Origin of the sequence: Ruminococcus sp. HUN007 (genome assembly GCF_000712055.1) — a bacterium.
Lineage (GTDB): Bacteria > Bacillota > Clostridia > Oscillospirales > Ruminococcaceae > HUN007.
The window spans coordinates 1,278,154-1,299,961 of sequence record NZ_JOOA01000002.1 but is presented as its reverse complement, the minus strand read 5'-3'; the positions used below and the strand labels follow the sequence as shown (position 1 = coordinate 1,299,961).

Below are 21,808 nucleotides of genomic sequence, written 5' to 3'. Positions count from 1 at the left end.
GAACATGGATTTTGCCCGAAACGGGAGTTTTTACCTTCCTTGTTCTATGTTGCGGCCTTAAATATTTTCAAAGAGGTGAAAAAACAATGTTACTTAAAGAAGAAAAGACAGCTGTTATCGAAGCTAACAGAACTCACGAAAAGGATACCGGTTCACCGGAAGTTCAGATCGCAATCCTTACAAAGAGAATCAATGATCTTAACGAACACCTTAAGGTTCACAAGAAGGACCACCACTCAAGAAGAGGTCTTCTCAAGATGGTAGGTCACAGACGTAACCTTCTCAACTACCTTCAGAAGAAGGACGTTGAAAGATACCGTGCTGTTATCAGCAAGCTCGGATTACGTAAGTAATAATTTAAAGGCAGTCTGGAGCAATCCGTCTGCCTTTTCAACGTTTTAGCACTATTTTCTAAGACAGTTGTCATCTGGCACCAATAAGGCAGTAATCATTTAGCATTAAACAGTGAAACTGAATGTATTGAATAAAGTACGGCGCTCTCCAGACTCTGTACTGCAGTTTACCCCTCGTCCGCAGGATGAAATCACGCGGGTTCGGTTTTTCTGTTTATTGCTGAATTTACTGCCTTAAGAAAAATAATTTTCGGAGGCGAAAAAAATGTTTGAGAATTACAGAAAGTTTGAAACAACATTTGCGGGCAGACCGCTGGTTGTAGAAACAGGAAAGACATGTGGTTTATCCAACGGTTCATGCTGGGTAAGATACGGCGAAACAGTAGTAATGGCTAACGTAACAGCAAGCGTTAAGCCAAGAGAAGGCGTTGATTTCTTCCCTCTCTCAGTTGACTACGAAGAAAGACTTTATTCAGTGGGCAGAATACCAGGCTCATTTACAAAGAGAGAAGGCAAGCCTTCAGAAAAGGCTATCCTTACTTCACGAGTTGTAGACCGTCCGATCAGACCACTTTTCCCTAAGGATATGAGAAATGACGTTTCAGTTGTTATGACAGTTCTCGCAGTGGAACCTGACAACCTCCCTGAAATCGTCGGCATGATCGCAACATCAGTTGCCATCTCTATCTCAGACATCCCGTGGAACGGACCTGTTGCCGGCGTAAGCGTTGGTCTTGTTGACGGCGAACTCGTTCTCAACCCTACACTTGAACAGAGAGCGCACAACGACCTCAACCTTACAGTTGCAGGTTCTATGGAAAAGATCGTAATGATCGAAGCTGGTGCAAACGAAGTACCAGAAGACAAGATGCTCGAAGCTATCGAATTCGGTCACGCAGAGATCAAGAAGATGGTAGCTTTCATCAGCGACATCCAGAAGCAGATCGGCAAGAAGAAGTTCGAATTCGAATCAATGGAAGTTGACCATGACCTCTTCGACGCTATCGCTGAACTCGCAGAAGAAAGAGTTAAGGTTGCTCTCGACACTGATGACAAGAACATCAGAGAAGAAAGACTCCAGCCTATCAAGGATGAAATACACGAAAAGTTCGATGAACAGTATCCTGAGCAGATCGCAATGATCGACGAATGTATCTACAAACTCCAGAAGAAGATCGTAAGAAACTGGCTCTACGAAGGCAAGCGTGTTGACGGCAGAGGCATCGATGAAATCAGACCTCTTGCAGCTGAAGTAGGACTTCTTCCAAGAGTTCACGGTTCAGGTCTCTTCACAAGAGGTCAGACACAGGTACTCACAGTTGCAACACTCGGTCCTGTAAGTGACTCACAGAAGATCGACGGTCTTGACGAAGAAGATACAAAGAGATATATGCACCAGTATAACTTCCCTTCATACTCAGTTGGTGAGACAAAGCCAAGCAGAGGTCCGGGAAGACGTGAGATCGGTCACGGCGCTCTTGCTGAAAGAGCTCTTGAACCAGTTATCCCGCCGGTTGAAGAATTCCCTTACGCATTCAGACTCGTTTCTGAAGTCCTTTCTTCAAACGGTTCAACATCACAGGGTTCTATCTGTGGTTCAACACTCGCACTCATGGATGCAGGTGTTCCGATCAAGGCTCCTGTAGCTGGTATCTCATGCGGCCTTATCACAAAGCCTGATTCAGACGACTTCATGACAATGGTTGATATCCAGGGTCTCGAAGACTTCTTCGGCGACATGGACTTCAAGGTTGGCGGTACTCACAAGGGTATCACAGCTATCCAGGTAGATATCAAGGTTGACGGTCTTACAATGCCGATCATCAGGGAAGCATTTGAAAAGACAAGAAAGGCACGTATCTACATCCTCGACGAGATCATGCTCAAGGCTATTCCTGCACCAAGAGAGACTGTAAATGAATACGCACCTAAGATGGTACAGACAAAGATCCCTGTAGACAAGATCCGTGAAGTAATCGGACAGGGCGGTAAGGTAATCCAGAAGATCTCAGCTGAATGCGAAGTTAAGATCGACATTTCAGATGACGGTTCAGTATTCATCTCAGGTATCGACAAGAACAAGGTAGACAAGGCTCTCCAGATCGTAAGAACAATCGCTATGGACCCTGAAGTAGGTGCTATCTACAAGGGCAAGGTAGTAAGAATAATGCAGTTCGGTGCTTTCGTTGAGATCGCTCCGGGCAAGGACGGACTCGTTCACATCTCAAAGCTCGACAAGCAGAGAGTTGAAAAGGTGGAAGACGTTGTTTCCATCGGTGACGAAGTTGTTGTAAAGGTAATGGAAATTGACAGCCAGGGCAGAATCAACCTTTCAAGAAAGGATGCTCTTGCAGATATTGAGGCAAAGAATAACAAATAAAAATGAAGATCAGAATAAAACTTCTTCCTGTACTGATGACGGCTGCACTTGCTTTTGCAGGTACAGCGTGCCAGTCTGACGGATCAGACGACAGCACAGGAAGCGGGATAGTTCAGAACGGGGAAAGCATTGCATCTCCCGGTGAAGGAGATACATCAGAGGGGTTTGAGACATTAAACGACATCCGCGAGATCCCGTCCGGAGCAGGGGCTGCTTCGGAGAACGGGGAATTCGCTGATAACAAATGGGCAGCATTTCTTGTAAGTCCTGCACTTCCGGCTTACGATACAGCCGAAAAGGGAGAGGCGATACTTAAGGTGCTCAGCACTGACAGTGTCATAGGCAGTGTGGCTCTTGCATCACTGAATGCACCTGCACCGGCTCCGACAACGGCATACGGTGCCGATGTTATAACAGCCGGCGGTCCTGTGGCAGAAGCATCGCTTGCTCACGGAAGATTATCCGAAGTACCTGAGTCGTTCCTTAACGCACTTTCAGCAGACATGAAGGGTGCTATCGGTCTTGAGTACGGCGATCACGACGGCGGTGCCGGAATGGGTTACAGAACATTCTATCAGGCATCATACGATGTTGCAACAGGCGGTCTGCAGGTAAATCAGGAGAACGGATACTGGGCACGTACACTCGGTGCCTATTCCGAACACTGTGCAGGTCTGGCAGTTGACTTCAACATCTCATACAACAGCAGTGAGTTTATTGAATCGACAGGTGCAGTAAACCGAGAGGGAACAGCACCGGCAAACAAAGAATTTACCTGGCTTGCCGATAATGCCCACAAGTACGGATTTATCTGGCGCTACAAGATCGACGGAGACACAACTTCCGCAACCGGACAGCGTACCGGTACAATCTACGAAGGCTGGCACTGGAGATTCGTAGGCGTGTACAACGCAACAAAGTTCTGGGAAAAATGTGCAGCCGACACTGACGGCGACGGAGTCCTCGACAAAGGTTACATGACAAATGACAACTATGTCTGGGAAGATTACTATAACGAATTTATAGCAAACGATCCGTCCTATCCGCACAGCGAATATGAAGCTCTGACAAGTTTCTACAATTCCGAAGCAGGTAATAAGTGTACTCACGAAGAATATATTTTCAGATAACATTAAAAACGGCACATGATCATACATCCTGTGCCGTTTTTCTATTGCCGGAATTACACAATTAAAAAAATACACAAAAAAGTATTGATTTCTGATCGGTTTTATGGTATAATTTTAAAGACAATTTTTTACAGACTAAAAGATGCCCCATCACAGCATCTTTTTCGGGAAGGAATGAGTAAACCAATGAAAATCGATCTGCACTGTCATACGACTTTATCTGACGGATCGCTTGGAATCGAAGAAGTAATCGCACAGGCAAAGAAAACAGGGATAGACGTGCTTTCAATAACTGACCACGACACCCTTTCATCATATTCAAGAGCAGCAGTACTTGCTGAAAGATACGGCGTAAAGATAATTCAGGGCGTTGAAATGTCAGCATGGGACAAACAGAGAAACCAGAAGGTTCATATTCTCTGCTATGCGCCGAAGAAGCCGGACAGACTTGAAGGTCTCTGCCTCAAGTGCTGTGAGATAAGAAAATCATGTTCAAAGGAAATGATCGAAAAAGTCAGAGAGCTTTATCCTATAAGCGAGGAAAGTGTTCTCAAGCATGCCACAGGCAGCAAGAGTATTTTCAAGCAGCACATCATGCGTGCGCTTATCGAATACGGCTATGCACTCGAATTCTACGGTGCACTCAACGATGAACTCTTTAATCTCAAAAACGGCACCTGCCTTGTTGAACGTGAATATCCGGACGTTAAGTTCGTTCTTGAACTTATCCGTGCAGCCCGCGGTGTTTCAGTAATGGCACATCCGGTACAGTACAACAATATTGAACTTCTCGAAGAGCTTGCTGCCGACGGCAAGATCGACGGTGTTGAGATAGGGCACTACACAGCAGATGAAGCTGCAAGAAGCAGAATGCAGGAGATCGCCGATAAATACGATCTGATCGTAACAGGCGGTTCCGACTTCCACGGCCTTTACAACGCACAGCCTACATACCTCGGAAGCAACCTGACGACAAAGGAGAATTTCGACAGGATCATAAGACTTTCAAACAAGAGAGCATCTGAGGACAAGACGCCGGCTGCACCGAAAGCCGAAGAAAAAACAGCTGCACCTGCAAAAGGAGAGTAATTATCATGAACGTAAATTTCACACCTAAGGGCGTGTGCTCAAGAAATATGAACTTCGACATTGAAGACGGAATTATAAGAAACCTTAAAGTAACAGGAGGATGCAACGGTAATCTCAAGGGTATTGCAAGCCTCGTCGAAGGCATGAAGATCGAAGATGTTGTCGCAAGACTCGAAGGCATCGACTGTAACGGCAAGGGCACATCATGTCCTGACCAGCTCGCTAAGGCTGTAAAAGCATATTTATGATCAGACGGGGGGGAACACTGATCTGCGGACAGACCGGTGAACTCTTTTTGAAAAGATAAACTATCGGACCGGTGCAGTCATTTTGCTGTACCGGTTTCTTTCGGAATAACAGTAAAAACCTAAGGAAAAAAATGTACTATTCAATACAGCTGATTTTCAGAGACAGAGTCTGTGAGCGTATTCTGTCACTTGATGACGGGAATGAAAATTTCATAGATATTTCTGATCTGACGAAAAAGAAAGACTGCGTGATTTCCTTTGAAAAGTCCGGAGGAAAGTGGCGCATAAAAAATGACGGCAGCATCCTGGTTACAGGTGATGACGTGATACGTGACGGACACTGCAATGAAATAGAGATAAAAGGCACTGTACTCACCGGTGCCCTGTTTGTGTCTTCGCTTGACGAAAAATCCGTCTGCTTTGAAAGTTTCTGTCCTGAAAGATCTCTGACAGTCGGAAGCGGGGACGACTGCGATATTGTCGTAAAAGGCGATTACATCAGCCGCAGACATGCTGAGATAAGCTGCGACGGCGGTGTGTTCAGCATTAAGGACCTCAGTGAGAACGGCGTGTTTGTAAACGGAAAAAAGACCGGGGGAAAACGCCAGCTTGATCCCTTCGATATGATCTGGATATTCGGTGCAAAGATCGTTTTCGCCGGAGATTCCATAGCAGTACAGAAAAACAGTTATTTCGCAGGGCACAGACTCGTAAAGGCCGGTACCGGTTACGAAACTTCGGCCGGAAGAAAGAGCACTGCAGTTAAGAAGGAAAGTCTGCGCAGTTTTTCACTTTCTGAAAAGGACTGTGAAGCTGAACTCGAACTTCCTGCAGCATTGGCGACCGGACAAAAGAAACACGGCGTTTCTGAAATAATGAAGACAGCAGTCCCGGCATCAGCGGTCCTTTCTGCTGCGGCGGCCTTCAGGGGTGCTCTGACTGTACTGCAGACCCTTGCGGCTTTTGCGGCCGGTACGGCAGCAGTTACAGGCATCTGGCTTGGCGCCGAACGTGTTTCCGGGATGATAACGGCTAAGCGCGACAGTTCAGACCGTCAGGACGAACTGAAAAAATATGAGCAGCTGCTTGCAGAAAAGCAGGAAAACTACCGTCTGATGATGAACGAACACTTTCCTGATGCAAGAGAAGCGGCTCATATGTTTGCTGAAGGAAGAAGGAGGATCGTTCCGCCGTCTGACGAGGATTTCCTTAAGGTGCGTGTCGGTACGGGAAAAGCCTCTTTTGAAAGGTTTATAAAGACCGGCGGAAATCCGGACAAGCATATCGCGGAGCTTGCAAGAAAATACCGTTATGCCGACGGTGTTCCGGCAGAAGCTGACCTTAAAACGGGAAAGGTCTTTCATGTCACCGGAAAACGTGAAGCGCTGACGGAATTTATACGCGGCATGGCGGTGAAGATATCCGCGTCATTCGATCCTGAGAACGTAAAGATGATGTTCGTTTTACCGGGCGATGACACTGACGGCGTGTCTTTTGTAAAGTGGCTGCCGCACACTTTTTCAGCTGACAGAAAGGTGCGTTTCACCGGATTTGATGACCTTTCAGCCAGACACATGGAAGAGATCATCTCATCGTATTTGAAGCGTGAGACCATCAGTCATTATCTGATCGTTTTCTCTGAGGATGAATCTCTTCTTTCATCTCCTGAAGTGAAAAAATATCTTAATTCCGACAGGGAAGGAAAGGTAGTTTTCATTATCTGCAGATATTCAGATGATGAGAGTCCCGTTTTTTCAGGACCTGAAAAAACAGTCGTAACGGACAGGCGTGAAAGCATCAGCCCTGAAAGTGCCCTTTCATATGCAAGGCTGATGGCAGGTTCCGGTACCGGTGACGAAGGCGGAGAACGTCTGCCCGACACCCTTTCCTTTACCGGAATGTATGAAAATTCGGATGCGGATATACATGATATCAGGGGAAACTACAGAAGAAACAGATCGTACGAAAGCATCAGGGCACTCATAGGCACCGACAGTTCCGGAAAGCCGTATTTCCTTGATCTTCACGAAACAGGCCACGGTCCTCACGGCCTTATTGCCGGTACTACCGGTTCGGGAAAATCGGAGCTTATCCAGACCCTCATTCTTTCGCTGGCTCTGGGATACAGTCCTGACCAGGTGGCTTTCGTCCTTATCGATTATAAAGGCGGCGGTATGTCACGTGTGTTTGAAGGACTTCCCCATGTGGCCGGTATCCTTACAAATCTTTCTGACAAAAGAAATGAGACCGGAAGAATCCTCGTGTCGCTTTCAGGCGAAATAAGAAAACGTCAGGTAATTTTTAAAAAGTATGATGTGAGCCATATCGACGCCTATCTTAAGCTGTATGAAAACGGAAAGGCGGAGGAGGCTCTGCCTCATCTTGTGATAATCTGCGATGAGTTTGCGGAACTAAAAAAGGAACAGCCTGATTTTATAAGCGAGCTTGTGAGTATCTCACGTGTGGGCCGAAGCCTCGGAATACACCTTCTGCTTGCAACACAGCGTCCTTCCGGCGTTGTCGATGACGAGATCCGAAGTAACTCCGGTTTCAGGATCTGTCTGAAGGTCAGGGACAGGGAAGACAGTATAAGTCTTATCGAAAAGCCGGATGCGGCTTTCATTGAAAACGCCGGACGCGCTCTTGTTCGGTGCGGAAATTCAGAGGGCATGACCCTTGTTCAGACAGGCTACTCAGGTGCGCGGTATTCTCCGGAAGGAGAGAAGCTTACTGCTTTTATGATCCGTCATGACGGTACTCCTGTAAATGACCGTGAAGAAAAATGTGAAGAAGACGGAATTACGGAACTCGATGTTCTTACTGAAATAACAGAAAGATACTGCGCGGAAAACGGTATTGCTCCGGCACGTCAGGTGTGGCGCGAGGCTCCGGGAACGCTCATTCCGTCAGAAGATATCGGCAAATACGGAAATATACCGCTTGATGACGGCCTCGTTTTTGCAGCCGGCGTTACCGATGATCCGGAAAATCAGGCAGTCTTCCCGACAGTGTTCGATCTTTACACGACTGGAAATATTCTGGTTTCCGGCGTGGCAGGAAGCGGAAAGACCATGTTCCTCGCTTCCGCATTAAGCTTCCTTGCGGAGAATTATCCGCCGGAAAGAATAGTGATAAAGACTGTCGACTTTACTGCAGGAGTAATATCAGTTTTCGGCAGGCTCAGACATTCGGCGGCAGCTATTTCATCGCCTGATGAAAGGGAACTTACCGGCCTTCTTGATGAGATACGCGGGGAAGTCGAGAGAAGAAAAAGAAAATTTTCCGCGTTCCATGTTTCCGATTACAGTGAATACATGGAGATAAGTGATGATCTGTGCCTTGAACTTGTGGTGATCGACGGCTACGGGGTCCTTAAGGATCTTTATCCGGCTGCGGAGGAACAGGCGGCAAGGCTTGCAGGTGAATGCGTCCGGTATGGGATCATATTTGTCATTACCGTTAAGCAGGCTGCGGACATAAGACTTAAGACCCGTCAGAATTATAAGACGGTCATAACCTTTGAACAGAATGACAGATCTGATTACACTGATCTTCTCGGAGTACGCCCTGAAGGAAATCTTCCTTTCTGTCCGGGACGCGGACTTTATCTTTCCGACCGGAGGGTGCTTTCATTCCAGGGAACGGTCTGCTGTACGGGAAAGGGCAGGGAGAAATATTCATCACTGCTTGCTTTCTGCGACAGGGTCAACGCTTCATACGCCGGCGCGGTCATTGTAAAGGACACTTTCTGCATAAAGGAAAATGTTTCTGACCACGCAGGATATACCGGACTGGTAAACAGGTATTCTGCAGAAGGAAGAGTGCTTTTCTGGTCAGAAGACAGTTCCGGGGCAGAGGGCGCTGAATGTTTCAAAGGCCGTGACGGAGCCTATGACCTGCTTCTGAAACTAAAGGATATTTTTTCGGAGCGTGCGACTGCGCGAAGGATATCAGGAAGCTTTGACGGCGAAGATGTTTATGTCATAACAGAAGATCCGGACAGTTTCTGTAAATGCATTTATGCAGAAGGAAACGAAGACATGGCACTTATCACTGAAAAGTTCCTTAAAGGCGGAAGCGGCTTCGGTGTGACCTTCATCACAGGAAATGTGTCCGGTTCGGAATATGCGAACAGCGTATTTATAAAAGCGTTTGAAAAAGGAGGTGCGGTATGCTGAATCTTTACGGATACAACAGTAATGAGCTGAACGGAAGGCGGCTGCATAAACGGTGCTTAAGTCAGATAAAAGAGAAGCGTCTCAGCATATTTGACGGCGGCTGCTGTTCCGATGAGGAACAGTTTTCAGTTATCATTTCCGGAGCCGACGGATCATCTCTTTTCGTGATAAAGAATGACGACAGATTTGAGAATATCAGAAAACGGATCGATGACGCCGAAGGGAACAGTTACACTGTACTGGTACTTGATTCCTTCGAGGATATGTACGGTATAGTCCGGCCTTCATTCAGACCGTCGGGCATACTTCTTGAAAATGCAGATGAAGAACATATCGGTTCACTGCTGCGTGACATTTACGAGGATTATACAAGATATATCAGTTCCATTTCCGTAAGCAGCACTCCCGTTCAGACTCCTGTTCCGAGCTACCGGTTCAGGATAAGGTTCGAAGACTTTACCGAAAGCTTTGACAACATATACATGATCGAGGTCCAGAGCAAGAGGATAACTTTCCACACTGTATCACAGTCATATGAGTTTTATGATTCGCTGGATGCGATAATGAAAGAGGCGCCGGAGTATTTTGTCCGTGTTCACCGCAGCTATGTTATCAACGTCCGCTTCATAAAATCGATAGACTATCACGAGAGAGTAATTTTGATGAACGACGGAAGCGAGGTCTTTTTCTCGCGTAACTACAGTTCGGACTTGAAAAAGTGTTATGTAAGTAACCTTTACGGGGGAGAATCTTCATGAGTATATCATACAGACTGAAAAAGAAGGAACTTGTTCTTCTGCTTGATCTTTTCGGCGATGCCGGAAGTCTTGAACAGAAATTCGGCGACATTTTCATAAGTCGTGAGGAATATGACGAGACTGCGGAAACACTGCATAAAAAGGGATTTGTAAACGCAGGAACTGATACTGTATCGCCTGAAAACGGAATGGCACTTATGATGAAACACATCTACGCAGCACCGCTGGCTCTTGCTGATACTGGCTCCGGAGTATGGGTCTACTGTTCGGCTGATCTGATCGTGATGCTTAAACTGAATACGGCCTTCGGGATGGAGTACAGCCTCTGCGCGGCAGCATCTGACGAGGAAAGGACAGAACTCGGCACAGAGCTTAAGGCTTATGATCTTAAGGTCATAAGAGGCGGAAAAGACGTATATGATGAGCTTGCCGGATTCTTAAAGGAGCCTTGCCATGAGTGAAAGAAGGGTGAATACCGAAGTGGTCTGCCCGGTGGTTTCGGGACGGTTCGATTTTGTTGTCGATACCGGTCTTACCGCAGGAGAAGCAGCACTGAAGATAGCCGGCGAAGTGCGGAAAGCGCTGAAGACGGATGTCATACTTAATGATGAAGGGCTTCTTCTCTATGCGTCGGGATCAAGGCTTCCTCTTGATCCTGAGGAAAGGCTTGAAAAATACGGAGTAACAAACGGCAGCATACTTATGCTGATACAGGAGCAGAAAAATGACACGCAGAATTAATGAACTGTCGGAAAGGATAGACGACAGACTCGCTGAGCTTCGGAATATAAGAGAGATACTGGCTGACTTCGGTGAAGCAGAAGGCTACGACCTGCTTTTGAAAAGTGCGGACAGAATGTATTCGAAGCTTTCGGAACTCAGTGAAGAAATAAAATCAGGGAACGGAGAAGCATAAATGGATAGAATAAAGGTATCTCCTGAAGCTCTGAAAAATGCCGCATCCGTTCTTGCGAAAAACAGCCGGGAATGGCTTGCCGAAACCGAAACTATGGAAAACGGTGAGTGCAGAAAATTCCTTGAGGAGTGCGGGAAGATAATAGCCGGATACGCAGAGCTGCTTGAAAAAGCGGGAGAAGAGTATGAAGATGCCGGCGGTAAGTTCGTTTCAGGTGCAGGAGACATATATGACGAAGTACGAAAAATTTGACAGACTGATACGTGAACTTGAGATCACCGGAAGTGAACTCAGAAAGAACTGGGATTCCGATGCTTCGGCCGTATTCTGTTCATCGCTCGATGATTCGGTTCACTACATAAGAAAAATGACAGAAAAATTCCGTGACGATCCGGCAATGAAGACGGAAGAAAAGAAAAGCGCACTGTCGGATTTTTCATTTTAGGAAATGCTGATATATTCGAAAGGATACTATGAAAAAGATAATTGTAAGTCTTCCGGACATGGAAGACTGTATTTCGGCTTTTAACAGATTTGCCGGAAATCTTCGTGACGACGCGGAATTTGTACGCACTGCCTGCCTTGCAGGTGATCTTCCGGAGGAGGCAGGAAACAGGATCGGCAGGCTCTTCTCTGCCGAAGCCGAAGCAGCTGAAAATGCGGCATCAGTGCTTTCAGCCATGACTGATAACATTGAATGTGCCGAGGAAAAAATAAGTGCACTCGTGAAGAAAACAGTTTTTGAACAGAGCGGGCGCGTTGTTGTTGAAAAGTCAAAGAAAGCAGTTTCGTCTGCACTTCTGTGCGGAAAGAGCGTTAAGCACAGTGATGCACTTGAAGCACTTGTTTTCAGAAACAGTCAGGAGAATTAAGATGAAAAGAAAACTTGCGGCTTTTGCGTCAGCACTTTTACTTTTGTTCTGTGCTGTTCCGGTGAAGGCAGCCGGTGAGGGGATAGTGGACGGCAGCTATGAGGACGGTATTTATTCTGCCGTGGTAAAACTGCCGGACGAAAGTATGGAGATAAGATCCGTAACAGCTGACGGAAGGAAGCTTAAAATAACCGCAGTCGTTTCCGCAGAGGACATGAAAATGATGCTTCCGGAGGACGAGCAGGATTCCGGAAGCGAGGTCATGTGTCTTGTAAAAGCAAAGCTTGACGGAAAGGCAGTCGGCGAAGGCGGAGTCAAAAAAATAGCAATGACTTTCGGAAACGGCGAAAACGAGGTTACGTACGAATCCGAGGTGGATACCGGAGACCAGCGCTATGCTGCTGCGGAACGTTCGCTTGCGAGAACGAGAATCATTCTTGTAGCAGTAATTGTCATGATGCTGCTCGGCGGAGCATTCTTTTTCATAAATTCACGCCGGAGGAAAAAAGCACCGTCATCAGCAGGGGATGAGGGCGAACCGGAAAGGAACTATACGGTACCTCTTGCAAGGAAAAGGGAAGGAAATGCCGGAACGGTCCTTAATTCAATGTCAACAAGGATACTTTTCAGAGAAAGTGCTGAAAAGAAGATCATTCTTACAAACACCGCCGACAAGGATCATGTTATCGAAATATCTTCGCTGAAGCCGTCTGTCATTGGTCGAAACCAGTCGCTTGCTGATGCAGTCATATACAACGAAAGAAGCGTTTCACAGAAACACTGCCGTATTTTCTGCAGAAATTCAAAGGTATACGTCGAGGATCTTGATTCGCTCAACCACACATTTGTTGACGGCGAGCAGATAACCGAGGAGACGGAACTGTTCAGCGGTTCGGTACTGAAAATAGGCAGGATTTCATTCAGTGTCAGAATAGAAAATGTATAATGCCGGAACGGACGGCAAGCAGATGCCCAGTATCCCGGAACGCCGGCATTTTACATGTGCTGTTTTAAGCAGGACGAATATCGTTGACAAATCACGGCCGTGTGATATAATAGTTATTATGAAAATAAGGAAAACGGAGGATCAGAATGAATAACAAGGAACTTACATATAAAGAGATCAAAAAAAAACGAAGCTATAAACACCTACATAAAGAAAGCCGATGAATCACTCAAGGCTATGGGGTATACCGAACACTGTTTCGAACATGTTACGCTTGTTGCAGAAAAGGCAGGATATATTCTCGAAACACTCGGCTATGATGAAAGAACAGTTGAGCTTGTAAAAATTGCAGGCTACCTTCATGATATAGGAAACCTTGTAAACCGCGATGATCACAGCCAGAGCGGCGCGATAATGGCTTTCCGCATTCTCACCGAACTCGGCTTCCCGCCTGAGGAGATCGCGACCATCACAACTGCCATCGGCAACCATGACGAAAAGACCGGTCAGCCGGTAAATGACGTTGCCGCAGCCCTCATAATCGCCGACAAGTCTGATGTGCGCCGCGGAAGAGTGCGCAACACTGACAGCTCAACATTCGATATCCACGACCGTGTAAACTACTCGGTAAAGAAAGCGGAACTCAAGATCAACGAAGCACACACCATCATCAAGCTCAAGCTCTCCGTTGACACCAAGTTCGGCTCTGTTATGGACTACTTCGAGATCTTCCTCGACAGAATGCAGCTCTGTAAAAAGACAGCGAAGACCCTTGGCCTTGACTTCAAGCTCATGATCAACGAAACACAGCTGATGTAAGAAATACATTGCGGATGAACCTGCAGATTTCCCCTGACCCGGAAAACACATCCGGCCCCGGAGAGGTTCTGCAGAATCCGTCTTATAAACAAAAAATAACCGGACAGCCCCGTAAACTGTCCGGTCATTTTTTTATGAAAATAGAATTTTTATTTATTTATTTTTTTGTATCTGGAAAAATGAAGGATCGTGTTTTTCTACAGCCCCCTTTCGCTTATGGTTTATACGGGTAACGTTTTCTCTGTTGTTTACGATTATAATATGTAATTATGTTTTATATGTGGCTATTGCGTAAAATTTTCGGGGTATAAAAATCCGCATATTTACGTCACTTTTATTTTTGAAATATGCTTTGATGTAAAATATTCTGACTCTCAATTGTAGAACTTTGTTTACTTGTGTGCGGTGATGTAAGTGTGTGAAAAAATTTATGATGTCAAAATGATGTCATTGCAGAGAACGCAGAATCAAGCTTTGACGCCTCTGTCTTACGTCGTGCTGCTGTCAAATGCGTATATATATCCAAAGTAACTTTCAGGCTTTTATGCCCTAACCTTTGCTGCACATACTGCATATTAATACCGCTATCAATAAGCTTAGTACAATGTGTATGTCTAAGATCATGAGGTTTAAACGCTGGATAGCCTTTTTTCTTCAGCAGTTCCACTCTTTTGATTACATATCTCTTACAGATAATCTTACCGTGCCAATTGGTAACAACAAAAACTAAAATCATTTCCCTCTGAAATACTTCTATCAGGATTTAATTTATATTTCTGTGCCTTCGTTTGTGCTTGCTTTAATTCAAAAAGGAAGTCACATAATATTGTTGGTATCTCAATCTGTCTTACACTGTTATACTTTGGCGGTGCAAAGTAGAAGGTTTTTAATTGTTCGTTGTGCTCCATCTGTTTATTAACTGTCATGATCTTGTTTTCAAAATCAATATCGTCCCATGTAAGAGCACAAGTTTCTGAAATTCTAAGTCCGGCATAATATCCAATCATAAGAACTGCTTCTAATTTATCACCTTTGTAAGCTTTAAACAATTGATTAATGTAATCATCACTGTATGCTTGGTGTGGTCTGCCTTTATTAACTAAGCTGTTATCAGGTGCAGTTACGCCTTTAAAGGGATTGTCAACAGCTATCTTATGTTGTTTTGCTACCTCAAAGCACTTTGAACCTACACAAATATACAATCTGATAGTGCTTTTTGACAAGCCTCTGTTGTGAAGTTTATTAACAAACTGGTTAACAATGGATCTGTTGATATTAATTAGTTTGTATCCGCCTAACTCAGGGATTAAACAAGCGTTAAGTGCAGCTTTGTAGCTTGTTATTGTTGCAAGTGTATACCTGTTTTCAGAAAGCTCCTTAACGAAAATTTTTGAAAAATCAGCAAAACTAATATCATTGTTTAAGGGTACAAAACCGCCATTATTATATTTTGCTATTGCTTCTGCTCTTGCTGCCTCGGCTTCTTTTTGCGTTTTAAATCCTGACCTGTATACTGTTTGACGTTTGCCGTCAATGCTGGCTTTGTCAAAGTAATATTGCCACGTGTTACCTCTCTTTCTTACTCCTGTTGGCTTTTTCGGCATTAATTAGTCACTCCTTTTTTTAGAATGACTGTATAACTCTTGCCTCTGAGTATATCACAATCATTCTTTGCAGTCAATTGTTGTCGGTAGATTTTTTAAAAAATCGTCTAAGTCATTTGCTCGGACTCTTAGGCTTGTTTTCTTTGTACCTGTATCAATTGTAAAGGCTTTTAATCTGCCTTGCTTGATAAGATCATAAACAATGTGTACATCACAATGCCATGCTTTGGCTATTTCCTTAATCGTGTAAATTTCCATTAAAAAATAATCCTTTCTTCATAAATCATCAAAGGGGCGTATATTACATTGCAGCTTGTCTGTGTGCGTGTTGTGTATCGCCTGTGTGTTTGCTGTCGATAGTCCCCCTCTCCGATACTCTTAAACGCTTCTGTACTGCTCTGTATGCCTGTATAAGCTGTTACATACTAAGCTAATAATACAATCCTTTCTGTGCTTTGTATGCGCTCTTGGGCTTGTGTAGCAGTCCTCAATAAGCGGTATAACGAATATAGCGTTTAGTAATCTCTTATCAGCTTTAATATCCTGTGCTGGCATCGACAAATCAAGATACTCGCTTACTGCCTGTATAAGTTGATCGTCAGTTATATCCCTTGTGAGATAATCAAGTAAGTTCATATTTTCTTAATCTCCTTTGTGTTGTGTTTCGTCAATCATTCGCAAATTTTCGTAGAGAAATTTGCTCAAAAATAATTCTTGTTCTTTTTCTTCTTCCTCAAAATTATAAGTAAGTGTAATTCCTTAGTTTAAGTGTGTGTCAACTTTAAAAAGTCTATTAAGCATAAATCTAAAAATAACACACACATTAATTCAGAAGGAAATAACAAAAGAAAAAATGTATCTTATCTCCTTGGTAAAGGGGACTGTACTACACTTCTGACACATACCAAAGATTAACTGCATTTTTATTCCCGTTTATTCTTTGGCGTTTTTCAGAAATAATAAACGGGATCTGTAATTGTTTTAGCCTTTGGTTTATGTTAGTTAGTTGTCGTGCTGGTCTGCCTATATCAGCTAATAGGGATTTGACATAATCCTTATCAATATACTTATTGCTTCCTGAATAGTGCTGTAAATAGGTCTGTAGCGTATTTATCTTGTTGTCTGCATCAAGATTAATACTTGTGTGCTTTAATCGCTCGTATATTGTTTGTGTCGCTCCTTTGTCAAGAAATAATTGAAGGTCTTTAACAATCGTCTGATATTGATATTTATTTAATTGGCTTTTGCTTTCAGCTGCTTGATATTGTTTTTCCTTGATCCATTTTTTTCACGTTTATTTGGTTAGGCTCATTAATATATACGGTTAGCGGTGTTTTTGTTCTCTTTCTGCCTATAGCCTGTATTATCGTTTCCGGTTCGGTTAAATCAATAATAACGTGTTTCAATGCATCGTCAAATATATCGATACCGTTATCAATTATCTTAGTTGTTAAAATGCATCTGCAATTCATTTGTTTATCGTCCGTAAATGCTTGGTTATCTTCTGAAGGTAAAGAAGGCTTTTTACGGTTGTTCGGGCTGTAACATAGTCTTATATCATCGGGCTTGTATCTCTCTTTCAGCTCTTTTGCTATAGCATCTAATTTTAAAGAGTCATTAAGATAATACATTACTTTATCACTGGTATTGTCGAGCTTATCACAAATCAATTTAACAATTTCCTTGTGGTTTTTTGGTGTTGTCTTTAATTGATTTAAGCGTGATATTACTGTAATCCTGAAATATACTTACTGTGTTTTGCTCCGTTATCTTCTTATCAGAAATAAGATTGACAAAATCAATTACATTGTCCCCGGTAGCTGACATAAAAAAGGTTGTTGCCTTGAATTTAAGAATTGTGTTTAGTGTTTGCTCCGTTGTTTTGTTCCAAAAATCACTTAAAAAGTAATGACATTCGTCTAAGATAAATACAAAATCATCACCGCTAAATACTTCACAATCTAAGTCAATTTCAATATTTCTTTTTTTGATATATATATCATGAAACGCCTGATAAGTCATTATGCTATATCGTTCACTTACAAAATAGCCGTTCATTTCGTAAAATTCATAGTTTATATCAAGTGTTTTAGCTGCTTTCCTGTGTTGTTTGGTTAATAATTTTCTATTGCTAAGTATAAATATATGTTTGTGGGTATTCCACAAAATATGAGGTATCAGCTTTTCAAATATATATGTGCTTTTTCCTGTGCCGGTATCACCGTTTAAATACACAAAATCATTGTTTTTAATCCATCTCTCGTTGTCTGCATCTTCTATCTTATCAGAGTAATACATGGGTTTTACTCCTTATCAACAATTACTATTTGTGCAATATATCTCGTTGTTCCGCCTTTCAAACTGAGCGGAAAACCGCATATATCAAGGTATGTTTTTATCTTGTCTTTTGTGTCTACTTCTTCAGGTGGTGCGTTATGAACTAATCTATGTTGTTTGTGAGTCAACCATATTAAGTTTACAGCTCTGTTATCAGCTTTATTATGATTAATGTGATGTACTAATAGCTTTGGCTTATCTGCATAAAGATATTTTTTGCAGAATAGCTCTGCAATGATTGAATGTATATCTTTCTTTTGGCTCTTACCGTTATAGCATAATTGTATAGTTGAATAGTCCGGCTTTCCGTTTTTATCAAAATTTAATTGTGGTTTTAAAAACTTGTCATTGTCTTGGTTATATACTCCGCCTTGATCGCTAAAATAGTATGAATTTTTATACCAAATCCAATTAAAACCCGTTTCTGCTTTAAGTCTTTCTTCGACTTTATATGTTTCAGGTACAAAATGCCTTTTGTTCCTTTGTCCCATAAAATACCCCCGTTTCTTAAATATATTAATGAAATAAAATAGAAGGCGTGAAATAAATAAAAAAAACACAAGCTTATAAAAAAGAGCATACCAATAAAAGCGAAAATAAACGCTTTGATTTCCGTATTATTATGGTAAACTCCTTTTATAGCCTGTGCCTTCTATTATTTATTTCAACATCTGTATTATATCACATACATTTTCAAATGTCAACACATATTTTTCTGTAATATCATTCAATAAGTAAACATAGTTCTATAATTTGCTTAGAACTTTGATATTGATTTTAAACTGATGATTGATAGAGGTAACATATAACCGCCTTTTCAAATCTAACCGCTGCCGGAAATGTAAATACAGTCCTGTACCGCTGTGTAACCAACTACACAAGGCATAAACAAGCCTGTTAATCTGATCATGATACTTGTGTGTATATGCTTATACTGGTTGCTGTCGTGCTGTGTAGACGTAAAAAAGCCGACTGTATTAATTTACAATCGGCTGTAATCATTTATTATTGGTCTTGCTCTGCCTGAAGTTCTGCAATAAGTTCTTTTTTGTATTTGTAATAAGTATTTCTTGCAATTTTGCACTTTTCTTTTTCAAGCTTGGCAATTGTTTCTTCATCGTTCTTTTTTCCATTAAAAGTATTTGAGTATTTTTGTATAAGTTCCTTTGCTTTAACAGACTTCTTCGTTGTAAGCTTCTTTCCGCTGACTCCGCCTATTTGTTTTCCTTTTAATCGAGCTGTTTCAATTCCTTCTTTAGTACGCTGCTGAAGGTCTTTTACTTCTTTTTCTGACTGCTCAAATGCTATTCTAATTTGTTTTTCAGCAAGCTTTCTGAAGTAATTATTTATTCCTTTGAAGATCTCGTCCTCAATCGTTCCTGTAAGCTGTATTCTGTCGTTTAACATTTCTGCGTAAACTGATGTATCAATGTAATGTTCTTTGAGAAATACTAATTCTATGCCATTATCAAAGAGCTGCATATACAGTTTAATTCCGTCCTCTGCGTTTCTGCTCATTCGGCTTACACTGTCAAAAACTATAGTATCGCCTTTCTTTACTGCCTTAATAAGCTTTGTAAACTCTTTTCTGCCGGTGATCTTAGTACCTGTGAAAGCTTCTTCAATTATGAGTGCATCAGGGTAAACCGCTTTAATGTTTCGCTTCTGTCTTTCAATGTTCTGTAGTTTGGTGCTAATTCTGCAATATCCGTATGTCATAGTAACAACCCCTTTTTAAGTTATAAGTATCAATACGAATGAACATTAATTTCTATACATTTCTATACTCTAATTATATCGACAAATCAAGTAAATGTCAATAACTTTTGATACTTTTTCATCAGACCTCGGTTTTGATACTATAGTTTTGATACTATCTTTAGGTATATGCGATAGCCCTAAGATAACTTAGGCGTTGCCGTGCTATTATTTCGACACTTTGCCGCTCCGATAGTATCTTTAAATATGCCTCGCTCCAATAGTAAGATGTCTTAGGGGTTGCGGACTGGTTGCTATTCCTTACACGGATATTTGAAAAATACATACTGATTAGCTTTATATTAGCACTTAAAAATATATCAATCGGCTGTAAAAGTGCATTTAATCTTTGTCAAGTTCCTTGATTACTGCCTGTAAATCTGCTATATCCTGTTTGAGCTGTTCAGGATCATAATTGAGATAATGTGCAAGGATCTCTATTACACGTTTATCATCGCTGTATCTGTCAAGTGTTTGTGCTAATCTTTTAACGTTTGCTTTTGTCTTGCTGTTCATGTTAATTCGCTCCTTATATTGATACTATTTATAAATGATATGCCATTACTGACACCCGTTTAATATTATGCTGTCATTATGCTGTCAATTTTAAAAATAAGAGTTATACAGTCACGGTTTTACGTGGTTTGTGAATTCATATGTTTTATATGTGGCTAATGCGTAAAATTTTCTTGGAGCGGGAACAGATTTGTACGCTTTATTACGTACTTGTCTTCCGGAAACAAAGCAGATAACATACAGATCACAGAATCAGCTGCTTCCTGCAGGTGTTTTTGCGGGAAAGTCCATTTTTTTTAAAATTATTTTAAGGTTTCCGCAGTATAATAAAAGTAAATAAAGCGGAAGTCAGAGTTTTTCCGGCTTCAGCGAAAATACTGAAGGGAAGAATCAATATGGCAAATGTACTTATCGCCGATGACAGTGTCGAGATGAGTTCGATCTTATCCGAATACATAAAAAAGGAAGGCTATAATGTTCTTGTAGCGGCTGACGGCAGGGAAGCGCTTGATATTTTTTCTAAAAACGAACTGGACATGGTCTTCCTTGACGTTACAATGCCTGTACTGAACGGATACGATGTGTGCAGGGAAATAAGAAAGACTTCGAACGTGCCTGTAATAATGATCACAAGTCACGGTGACGATTACGAAAAAATAATGGGTCTGGGCATCGGGGCTGATGACTACATTGTAAAACCGTGTTCACCGAATGAAGTCGTTGCAAGAATGAGAGCGCTTCTCCGCAGGATCTATTTTGAACACAGCGGAAATGATAACAAGACTCAGTTCAGATACGATAATCTTATTATTGATATGGACAATTTCCGTGTCTGCATAGATGAAAAACAGGTGCCGCTGACCAAGAAGGAACTCGAGATACTCTGGACACTGGCAGACAACAGGGACAAGGTGTTTACAAGGGAAAATCTTTTGAACAGCCTGTGGGGATATGATTACTATGGCGACTGCCGCACGGTCGATTCACATATCAAGCGCCTTCGTGCAAAGCTTGACGAATATCCTCATGACAAGTGGAATATAAAAACAGTATGGGGAATGGGGTACAAATTTGAGGTGGCAGAAAACAATGAAAGCTGAAGAAGAATCTCTTCTTGAAAGCCGTCTTGCGGAGGCTGAAGCAAAGGCCGCGGCGGAAAAGGAAGCAAGCAGGAACTTTGTTTCATCTGTTGCCCATGAACTCAGGACACCTGTTGCCGTAATACGCGGTTCGCTTGAAGCGCTCTGCGACGGCATCATCTGTGAGCGTGAACAGGTGAAGGAATATCACCGTCAGATGCTGAATGAAAGCATCTACCTGCAGCGCCTTGTAACTGATCTTCTTGAATTTTCAAGACTTCAGAGCGCGTCATTCAGCATTATACGTGAGCCTGTAAACATCGCGGATGTAGTGTCTGATGTGTGCCGCAGTCTGAAAAAGATCGCTGAGGAAAAAGGCGTTTCACTTGAAACGGGTGATGAATCACCGGTGTTCATAGTGAACGGAGACTACGCAAGGCTCCGGCAGATGCTCATTGTCATCCTTGACAACGCAGTAAAATTCACAGACAAAGGCGGCAGAGTAACTGTGTCACAGCATATGGAAAACGAAAAACTGTACCTTACTGTAAGTGACACCGGATGCGGTATTGCGGAAGATGAACTTCCTCTTATTTTCGTAAAATTTCACCGTACCGTGACCGGCCAGAATCGTAACGGCACCGGTCTCGGACTCGCCATTGCCAGAGAGATAGCATCACGCCACGGTGCAGAGATAACCGCCGAAAGCAAAGTAGGTGAAGGAACGACATTCACTTTCTGCTTCTCCGAAAAGATGACCGAAGAGGAACTCGAAGCGTACAGCTGAGTCACAAAATAAAAAACAAACACGCCGCAGCAGAATAC

26 protein-coding genes are annotated in these 21,808 nt (G+C 42.7%); 17 read left to right on the top strand and 9 right to left on the bottom strand.

Annotated elements, in window-relative coordinates:
• The first annotated feature begins 86 nt into the window (after positions 1-86).
• The 15 genes from rpsO (at position 87) to CC97_RS09710 (ending at position 13,689) form a co-directional block, all read left to right on the top strand.
• Positions 87-353 (top strand): 30S ribosomal protein S15, encoded by a 267-nt coding sequence (gene rpsO / locus CC97_RS09780; RefSeq protein ID WP_044974820.1) that lies wholly within the window; start codon positions 87-89, stop codon positions 351-353.
• Between the two features lie 265 nt (positions 354-618).
• The gene (locus CC97_RS09775; RefSeq protein WP_044974819.1) at positions 619-2,733 is read left to right on the top strand and encodes a polyribonucleotide nucleotidyltransferase; all 2,115 of its coding nucleotides are present in this window, start codon (positions 619-621) and stop codon (positions 2,731-2,733) included.
• Between the two features lie 2 nt (positions 2,734-2,735).
• Positions 2,736-3,863 carry a D-alanyl-D-alanine carboxypeptidase family protein gene (locus CC97_RS21010; protein ID WP_044974818.1) on the top strand — a complete coding sequence of 376 codons (1,128 nt, stop codon included), beginning with the start codon at positions 2,736-2,738 and terminating at the stop codon, positions 3,861-3,863.
• Positions 3,864-4,049: 186 nt separating this feature from the next.
• Positions 4,050-4,952 carry a PHP domain-containing protein gene (locus CC97_RS09765; RefSeq protein ID WP_044974817.1) on the top strand — a complete coding sequence of 301 codons (903 nt, stop codon included), beginning with the start codon at positions 4,050-4,052 and terminating at the stop codon, positions 4,950-4,952.
• A gap of 5 nt (positions 4,953-4,957) precedes the next feature.
• Positions 4,958-5,200: a TIGR03905 family TSCPD domain-containing protein gene (locus tag CC97_RS09760; RefSeq protein WP_044974816.1), complete on the top strand. Its 243-nt coding sequence runs from the start codon at positions 4,958-4,960 to the stop codon at positions 5,198-5,200.
• 131 nt (positions 5,201-5,331) lie between these two features.
• Complete coding sequence (locus CC97_RS09755; protein ID WP_044974815.1) at positions 5,332-9,378, top strand: FtsK/SpoIIIE domain-containing protein; 4,047 nt, start codon at positions 5,332-5,334, stop codon at positions 9,376-9,378.
• Positions 9,372-10,136 carry a LytTR family DNA-binding domain-containing protein gene (locus CC97_RS09750; protein WP_044974814.1) on the top strand — a complete coding sequence of 255 codons (765 nt, stop codon included), beginning with the start codon at positions 9,372-9,374 and terminating at the stop codon, positions 10,134-10,136. The genes CC97_RS09755 and CC97_RS09750 overlap by 7 nt, the downstream gene beginning before the upstream one ends.
• Positions 10,133-10,597 carry a hypothetical protein gene (locus tag CC97_RS09745; RefSeq protein ID WP_044974813.1) on the top strand — a complete coding sequence of 155 codons (465 nt, stop codon included), beginning with the start codon at positions 10,133-10,135 and terminating at the stop codon, positions 10,595-10,597. Before CC97_RS09750 ends, CC97_RS09745 begins: the two co-directional genes overlap by 4 nt.
• On the top strand, positions 10,590-10,877 hold the full coding sequence (locus CC97_RS09740; RefSeq protein ID WP_044974812.1) for a hypothetical protein: 288 nt from the start codon (positions 10,590-10,592) through the stop codon (positions 10,875-10,877). Before CC97_RS09745 ends, CC97_RS09740 begins: the two co-directional genes overlap by 8 nt.
• Entirely contained in the window at positions 10,861-11,052 is a 192-nt protein-coding gene (locus tag CC97_RS09735; protein ID WP_044974811.1) for a hypothetical protein, read from the top strand. Before CC97_RS09740 ends, CC97_RS09735 begins: the two co-directional genes overlap by 17 nt.
• The gene (locus CC97_RS09730; RefSeq protein ID WP_044974810.1) at positions 11,053-11,304 is read left to right on the top strand and encodes a hypothetical protein; all 252 of its coding nucleotides are present in this window, start codon (positions 11,053-11,055) and stop codon (positions 11,302-11,304) included.
• Complete coding sequence (locus CC97_RS09725) at positions 11,282-11,497, top strand: hypothetical protein (protein ID WP_044974809.1); 216 nt, start codon at positions 11,282-11,284, stop codon at positions 11,495-11,497. The genes CC97_RS09730 and CC97_RS09725 overlap by 23 nt, the downstream gene beginning before the upstream one ends.
• 28 nt (positions 11,498-11,525) lie before the next feature.
• Positions 11,526-11,924, top strand: a complete 399-nt coding sequence (locus tag CC97_RS09720; protein ID WP_044974808.1) for a hypothetical protein — start codon at positions 11,526-11,528, stop codon at positions 11,922-11,924.
• 1 nt (position 11,925) lies between these two features.
• Positions 11,926-12,870: an FHA domain-containing protein gene (locus tag CC97_RS18835; protein ID WP_049962813.1), complete on the top strand. Its 945-nt coding sequence runs from the start codon at positions 11,926-11,928 to the stop codon at positions 12,868-12,870.
• A gap of 237 nt (positions 12,871-13,107) precedes the next feature.
• Positions 13,108-13,689 carry an HD domain-containing protein gene (locus CC97_RS09710; RefSeq protein ID WP_081850066.1) on the top strand — a complete coding sequence of 194 codons (582 nt, stop codon included), beginning with the start codon at positions 13,108-13,110 and terminating at the stop codon, positions 13,687-13,689.
• A 436-nt stretch (positions 13,690-14,125) separates the two neighbouring features.
• Here CC97_RS09710 and CC97_RS09700 read toward each other — a convergent pair whose 3' ends face one another.
• The 9 genes from CC97_RS09700 to CC97_RS20160 form a co-directional block, all read right to left on the bottom strand.
• Entirely contained in the window at positions 14,126-14,425 is a 300-nt protein-coding gene (locus tag CC97_RS09700; protein WP_044974805.1) for a tyrosine-type recombinase/integrase, read from the bottom strand.
• Complete coding sequence (locus CC97_RS09695; protein WP_044974804.1) at positions 14,388-15,293, bottom strand: Arm DNA-binding domain-containing protein; 906 nt, start codon at positions 15,291-15,293, stop codon at positions 14,388-14,390. The genes CC97_RS09700 and CC97_RS09695 overlap by 38 nt, the downstream gene beginning before the upstream one ends.
• Before the next feature lie 60 nt (positions 15,294-15,353).
• Complete coding sequence (locus CC97_RS09690) at positions 15,354-15,551, bottom strand: helix-turn-helix domain-containing protein (protein ID WP_044974803.1); 198 nt, start codon at positions 15,549-15,551, stop codon at positions 15,354-15,356.
• Between the two features lie 120 nt (positions 15,552-15,671).
• Positions 15,672-15,929, bottom strand: a complete 258-nt coding sequence (locus tag CC97_RS09685) for a hypothetical protein (RefSeq protein ID WP_044974802.1) — start codon at positions 15,927-15,929, stop codon at positions 15,672-15,674.
• A 614-nt stretch (positions 15,930-16,543) separates the two neighbouring features.
• A complete protein-coding gene (locus tag CC97_RS09680) occupies positions 16,544-16,963 on the bottom strand; it encodes a hypothetical protein (protein WP_044974801.1) in 420 nt (139 codons plus the stop codon).
• Position 16,964: 1 nt separating this feature from the next.
• Positions 16,965-17,591, bottom strand: coding sequence for a DEAD/DEAH box helicase family protein (locus CC97_RS09675; RefSeq protein ID WP_044974800.1), 627 nt, complete (start codon positions 17,589-17,591; stop codon positions 16,965-16,967).
• Positions 17,592-17,596: 5 nt separating this feature from the next.
• Positions 17,597-18,121, bottom strand: a complete 525-nt coding sequence (locus CC97_RS09670; protein ID WP_044974799.1) for an HNH endonuclease — start codon at positions 18,119-18,121, stop codon at positions 17,597-17,599.
• Between the two features lie 514 nt (positions 18,122-18,635).
• The gene (locus CC97_RS09665) at positions 18,636-19,349 is read right to left on the bottom strand and encodes a recombinase family protein (RefSeq protein WP_044974798.1); all 714 of its coding nucleotides are present in this window, start codon (positions 19,347-19,349) and stop codon (positions 18,636-18,638) included.
• Positions 19,350-19,730: 381 nt separating this feature from the next.
• The gene (locus tag CC97_RS20160; protein WP_156036866.1) at positions 19,731-19,904 is read right to left on the bottom strand and encodes a hypothetical protein; all 174 of its coding nucleotides are present in this window, start codon (positions 19,902-19,904) and stop codon (positions 19,731-19,733) included.
• Between the two features lie 395 nt (positions 19,905-20,299).
• Here CC97_RS20160 and CC97_RS09660 point away from each other — a divergent pair, with 395 nt between their 5' ends.
• Positions 20,300-21,004: a response regulator transcription factor gene (locus tag CC97_RS09660; protein WP_044974797.1), complete on the top strand. Its 705-nt coding sequence runs from the start codon at positions 20,300-20,302 to the stop codon at positions 21,002-21,004.
• Positions 20,994-21,770: an ATP-binding protein gene (locus CC97_RS09655; RefSeq protein WP_049962812.1), complete on the top strand. Its 777-nt coding sequence runs from the start codon at positions 20,994-20,996 to the stop codon at positions 21,768-21,770. Before CC97_RS09660 ends, CC97_RS09655 begins: the two co-directional genes overlap by 11 nt.
• Positions 21,771-21,808: the final 38 nt, after the last annotated feature.

Coding starts and splice junctions, on each gene's coding strand:
- rpsO (WP_044974820.1), top strand. CDS start 87: ATGTTACTTAAAGAAGAAAAGACAGCTGTTATCGAAGCTAACAGAACT.
- CC97_RS09775 (WP_044974819.1), top strand. CDS start 619: ATGTTTGAGAATTACAGAAAGTTTGAAACAACATTTGCGGGCAGACCG.
- CC97_RS21010 (WP_044974818.1), top strand. CDS start 2,736: ATGAAGATCAGAATAAAACTTCTTCCTGTACTGATGACGGCTGCACTT.
- CC97_RS09765 (WP_044974817.1), top strand. CDS start 4,050: ATGAAAATCGATCTGCACTGTCATACGACTTTATCTGACGGATCGCTT.
- CC97_RS09760 (WP_044974816.1), top strand. CDS start 4,958: ATGAACGTAAATTTCACACCTAAGGGCGTGTGCTCAAGAAATATGAAC.
- CC97_RS09755 (WP_044974815.1), top strand. CDS start 5,332: ATGTACTATTCAATACAGCTGATTTTCAGAGACAGAGTCTGTGAGCGT.
- CC97_RS09750 (WP_044974814.1), top strand. CDS start 9,372: ATGCTGAATCTTTACGGATACAACAGTAATGAGCTGAACGGAAGGCGG.
- CC97_RS09745 (WP_044974813.1), top strand. CDS start 10,133: ATGAGTATATCATACAGACTGAAAAAGAAGGAACTTGTTCTTCTGCTT.
- CC97_RS09740 (WP_044974812.1), top strand. CDS start 10,590: ATGAGTGAAAGAAGGGTGAATACCGAAGTGGTCTGCCCGGTGGTTTCG.
- CC97_RS09735 (WP_044974811.1), top strand. CDS start 10,861: ATGACACGCAGAATTAATGAACTGTCGGAAAGGATAGACGACAGACTC.
- CC97_RS09730 (WP_044974810.1), top strand. CDS start 11,053: ATGGATAGAATAAAGGTATCTCCTGAAGCTCTGAAAAATGCCGCATCC.
- CC97_RS09725 (WP_044974809.1), top strand. CDS start 11,282: ATGACGAAGTACGAAAAATTTGACAGACTGATACGTGAACTTGAGATC.
- CC97_RS09720 (WP_044974808.1), top strand. CDS start 11,526: ATGAAAAAGATAATTGTAAGTCTTCCGGACATGGAAGACTGTATTTCG.
- CC97_RS18835 (WP_049962813.1), top strand. CDS start 11,926: ATGAAAAGAAAACTTGCGGCTTTTGCGTCAGCACTTTTACTTTTGTTC.
- CC97_RS09710 (WP_081850066.1), top strand. CDS start 13,108: ATGGGGTATACCGAACACTGTTTCGAACATGTTACGCTTGTTGCAGAA.
- CC97_RS09700 (WP_044974805.1), bottom strand. CDS start 14,425: ATGATTTTAGTTTTTGTTGTTACCAATTGGCACGGTAAGATTATCTGT.
- CC97_RS09695 (WP_044974804.1), bottom strand. CDS start 15,293: ATGCCGAAAAAGCCAACAGGAGTAAGAAAGAGAGGTAACACGTGGCAA.
- CC97_RS09690 (WP_044974803.1), bottom strand. CDS start 15,551: ATGGAAATTTACACGATTAAGGAAATAGCCAAAGCATGGCATTGTGAT.
- CC97_RS09685 (WP_044974802.1), bottom strand. CDS start 15,929: ATGAACTTACTTGATTATCTCACAAGGGATATAACTGACGATCAACTT.
- CC97_RS09675 (WP_044974800.1), bottom strand. CDS start 17,591: ATGTATTACTCTGATAAGATAGAAGATGCAGACAACGAGAGATGGATT.
- CC97_RS09670 (WP_044974799.1), bottom strand. CDS start 18,121: ATGGGACAAAGGAACAAAAGGCATTTTGTACCTGAAACATATAAAGTC.
- CC97_RS09665 (WP_044974798.1), bottom strand. CDS start 19,349: ATGACATACGGATATTGCAGAATTAGCACCAAACTACAGAACATTGAA.
- CC97_RS20160 (WP_156036866.1), bottom strand. CDS start 19,904: ATGAACAGCAAGACAAAAGCAAACGTTAAAAGATTAGCACAAACACTT.
- CC97_RS09660 (WP_044974797.1), top strand. CDS start 20,300: ATGGCAAATGTACTTATCGCCGATGACAGTGTCGAGATGAGTTCGATC.
- CC97_RS09655 (WP_049962812.1), top strand. CDS start 20,994: ATGAAAGCTGAAGAAGAATCTCTTCTTGAAAGCCGTCTTGCGGAGGCT.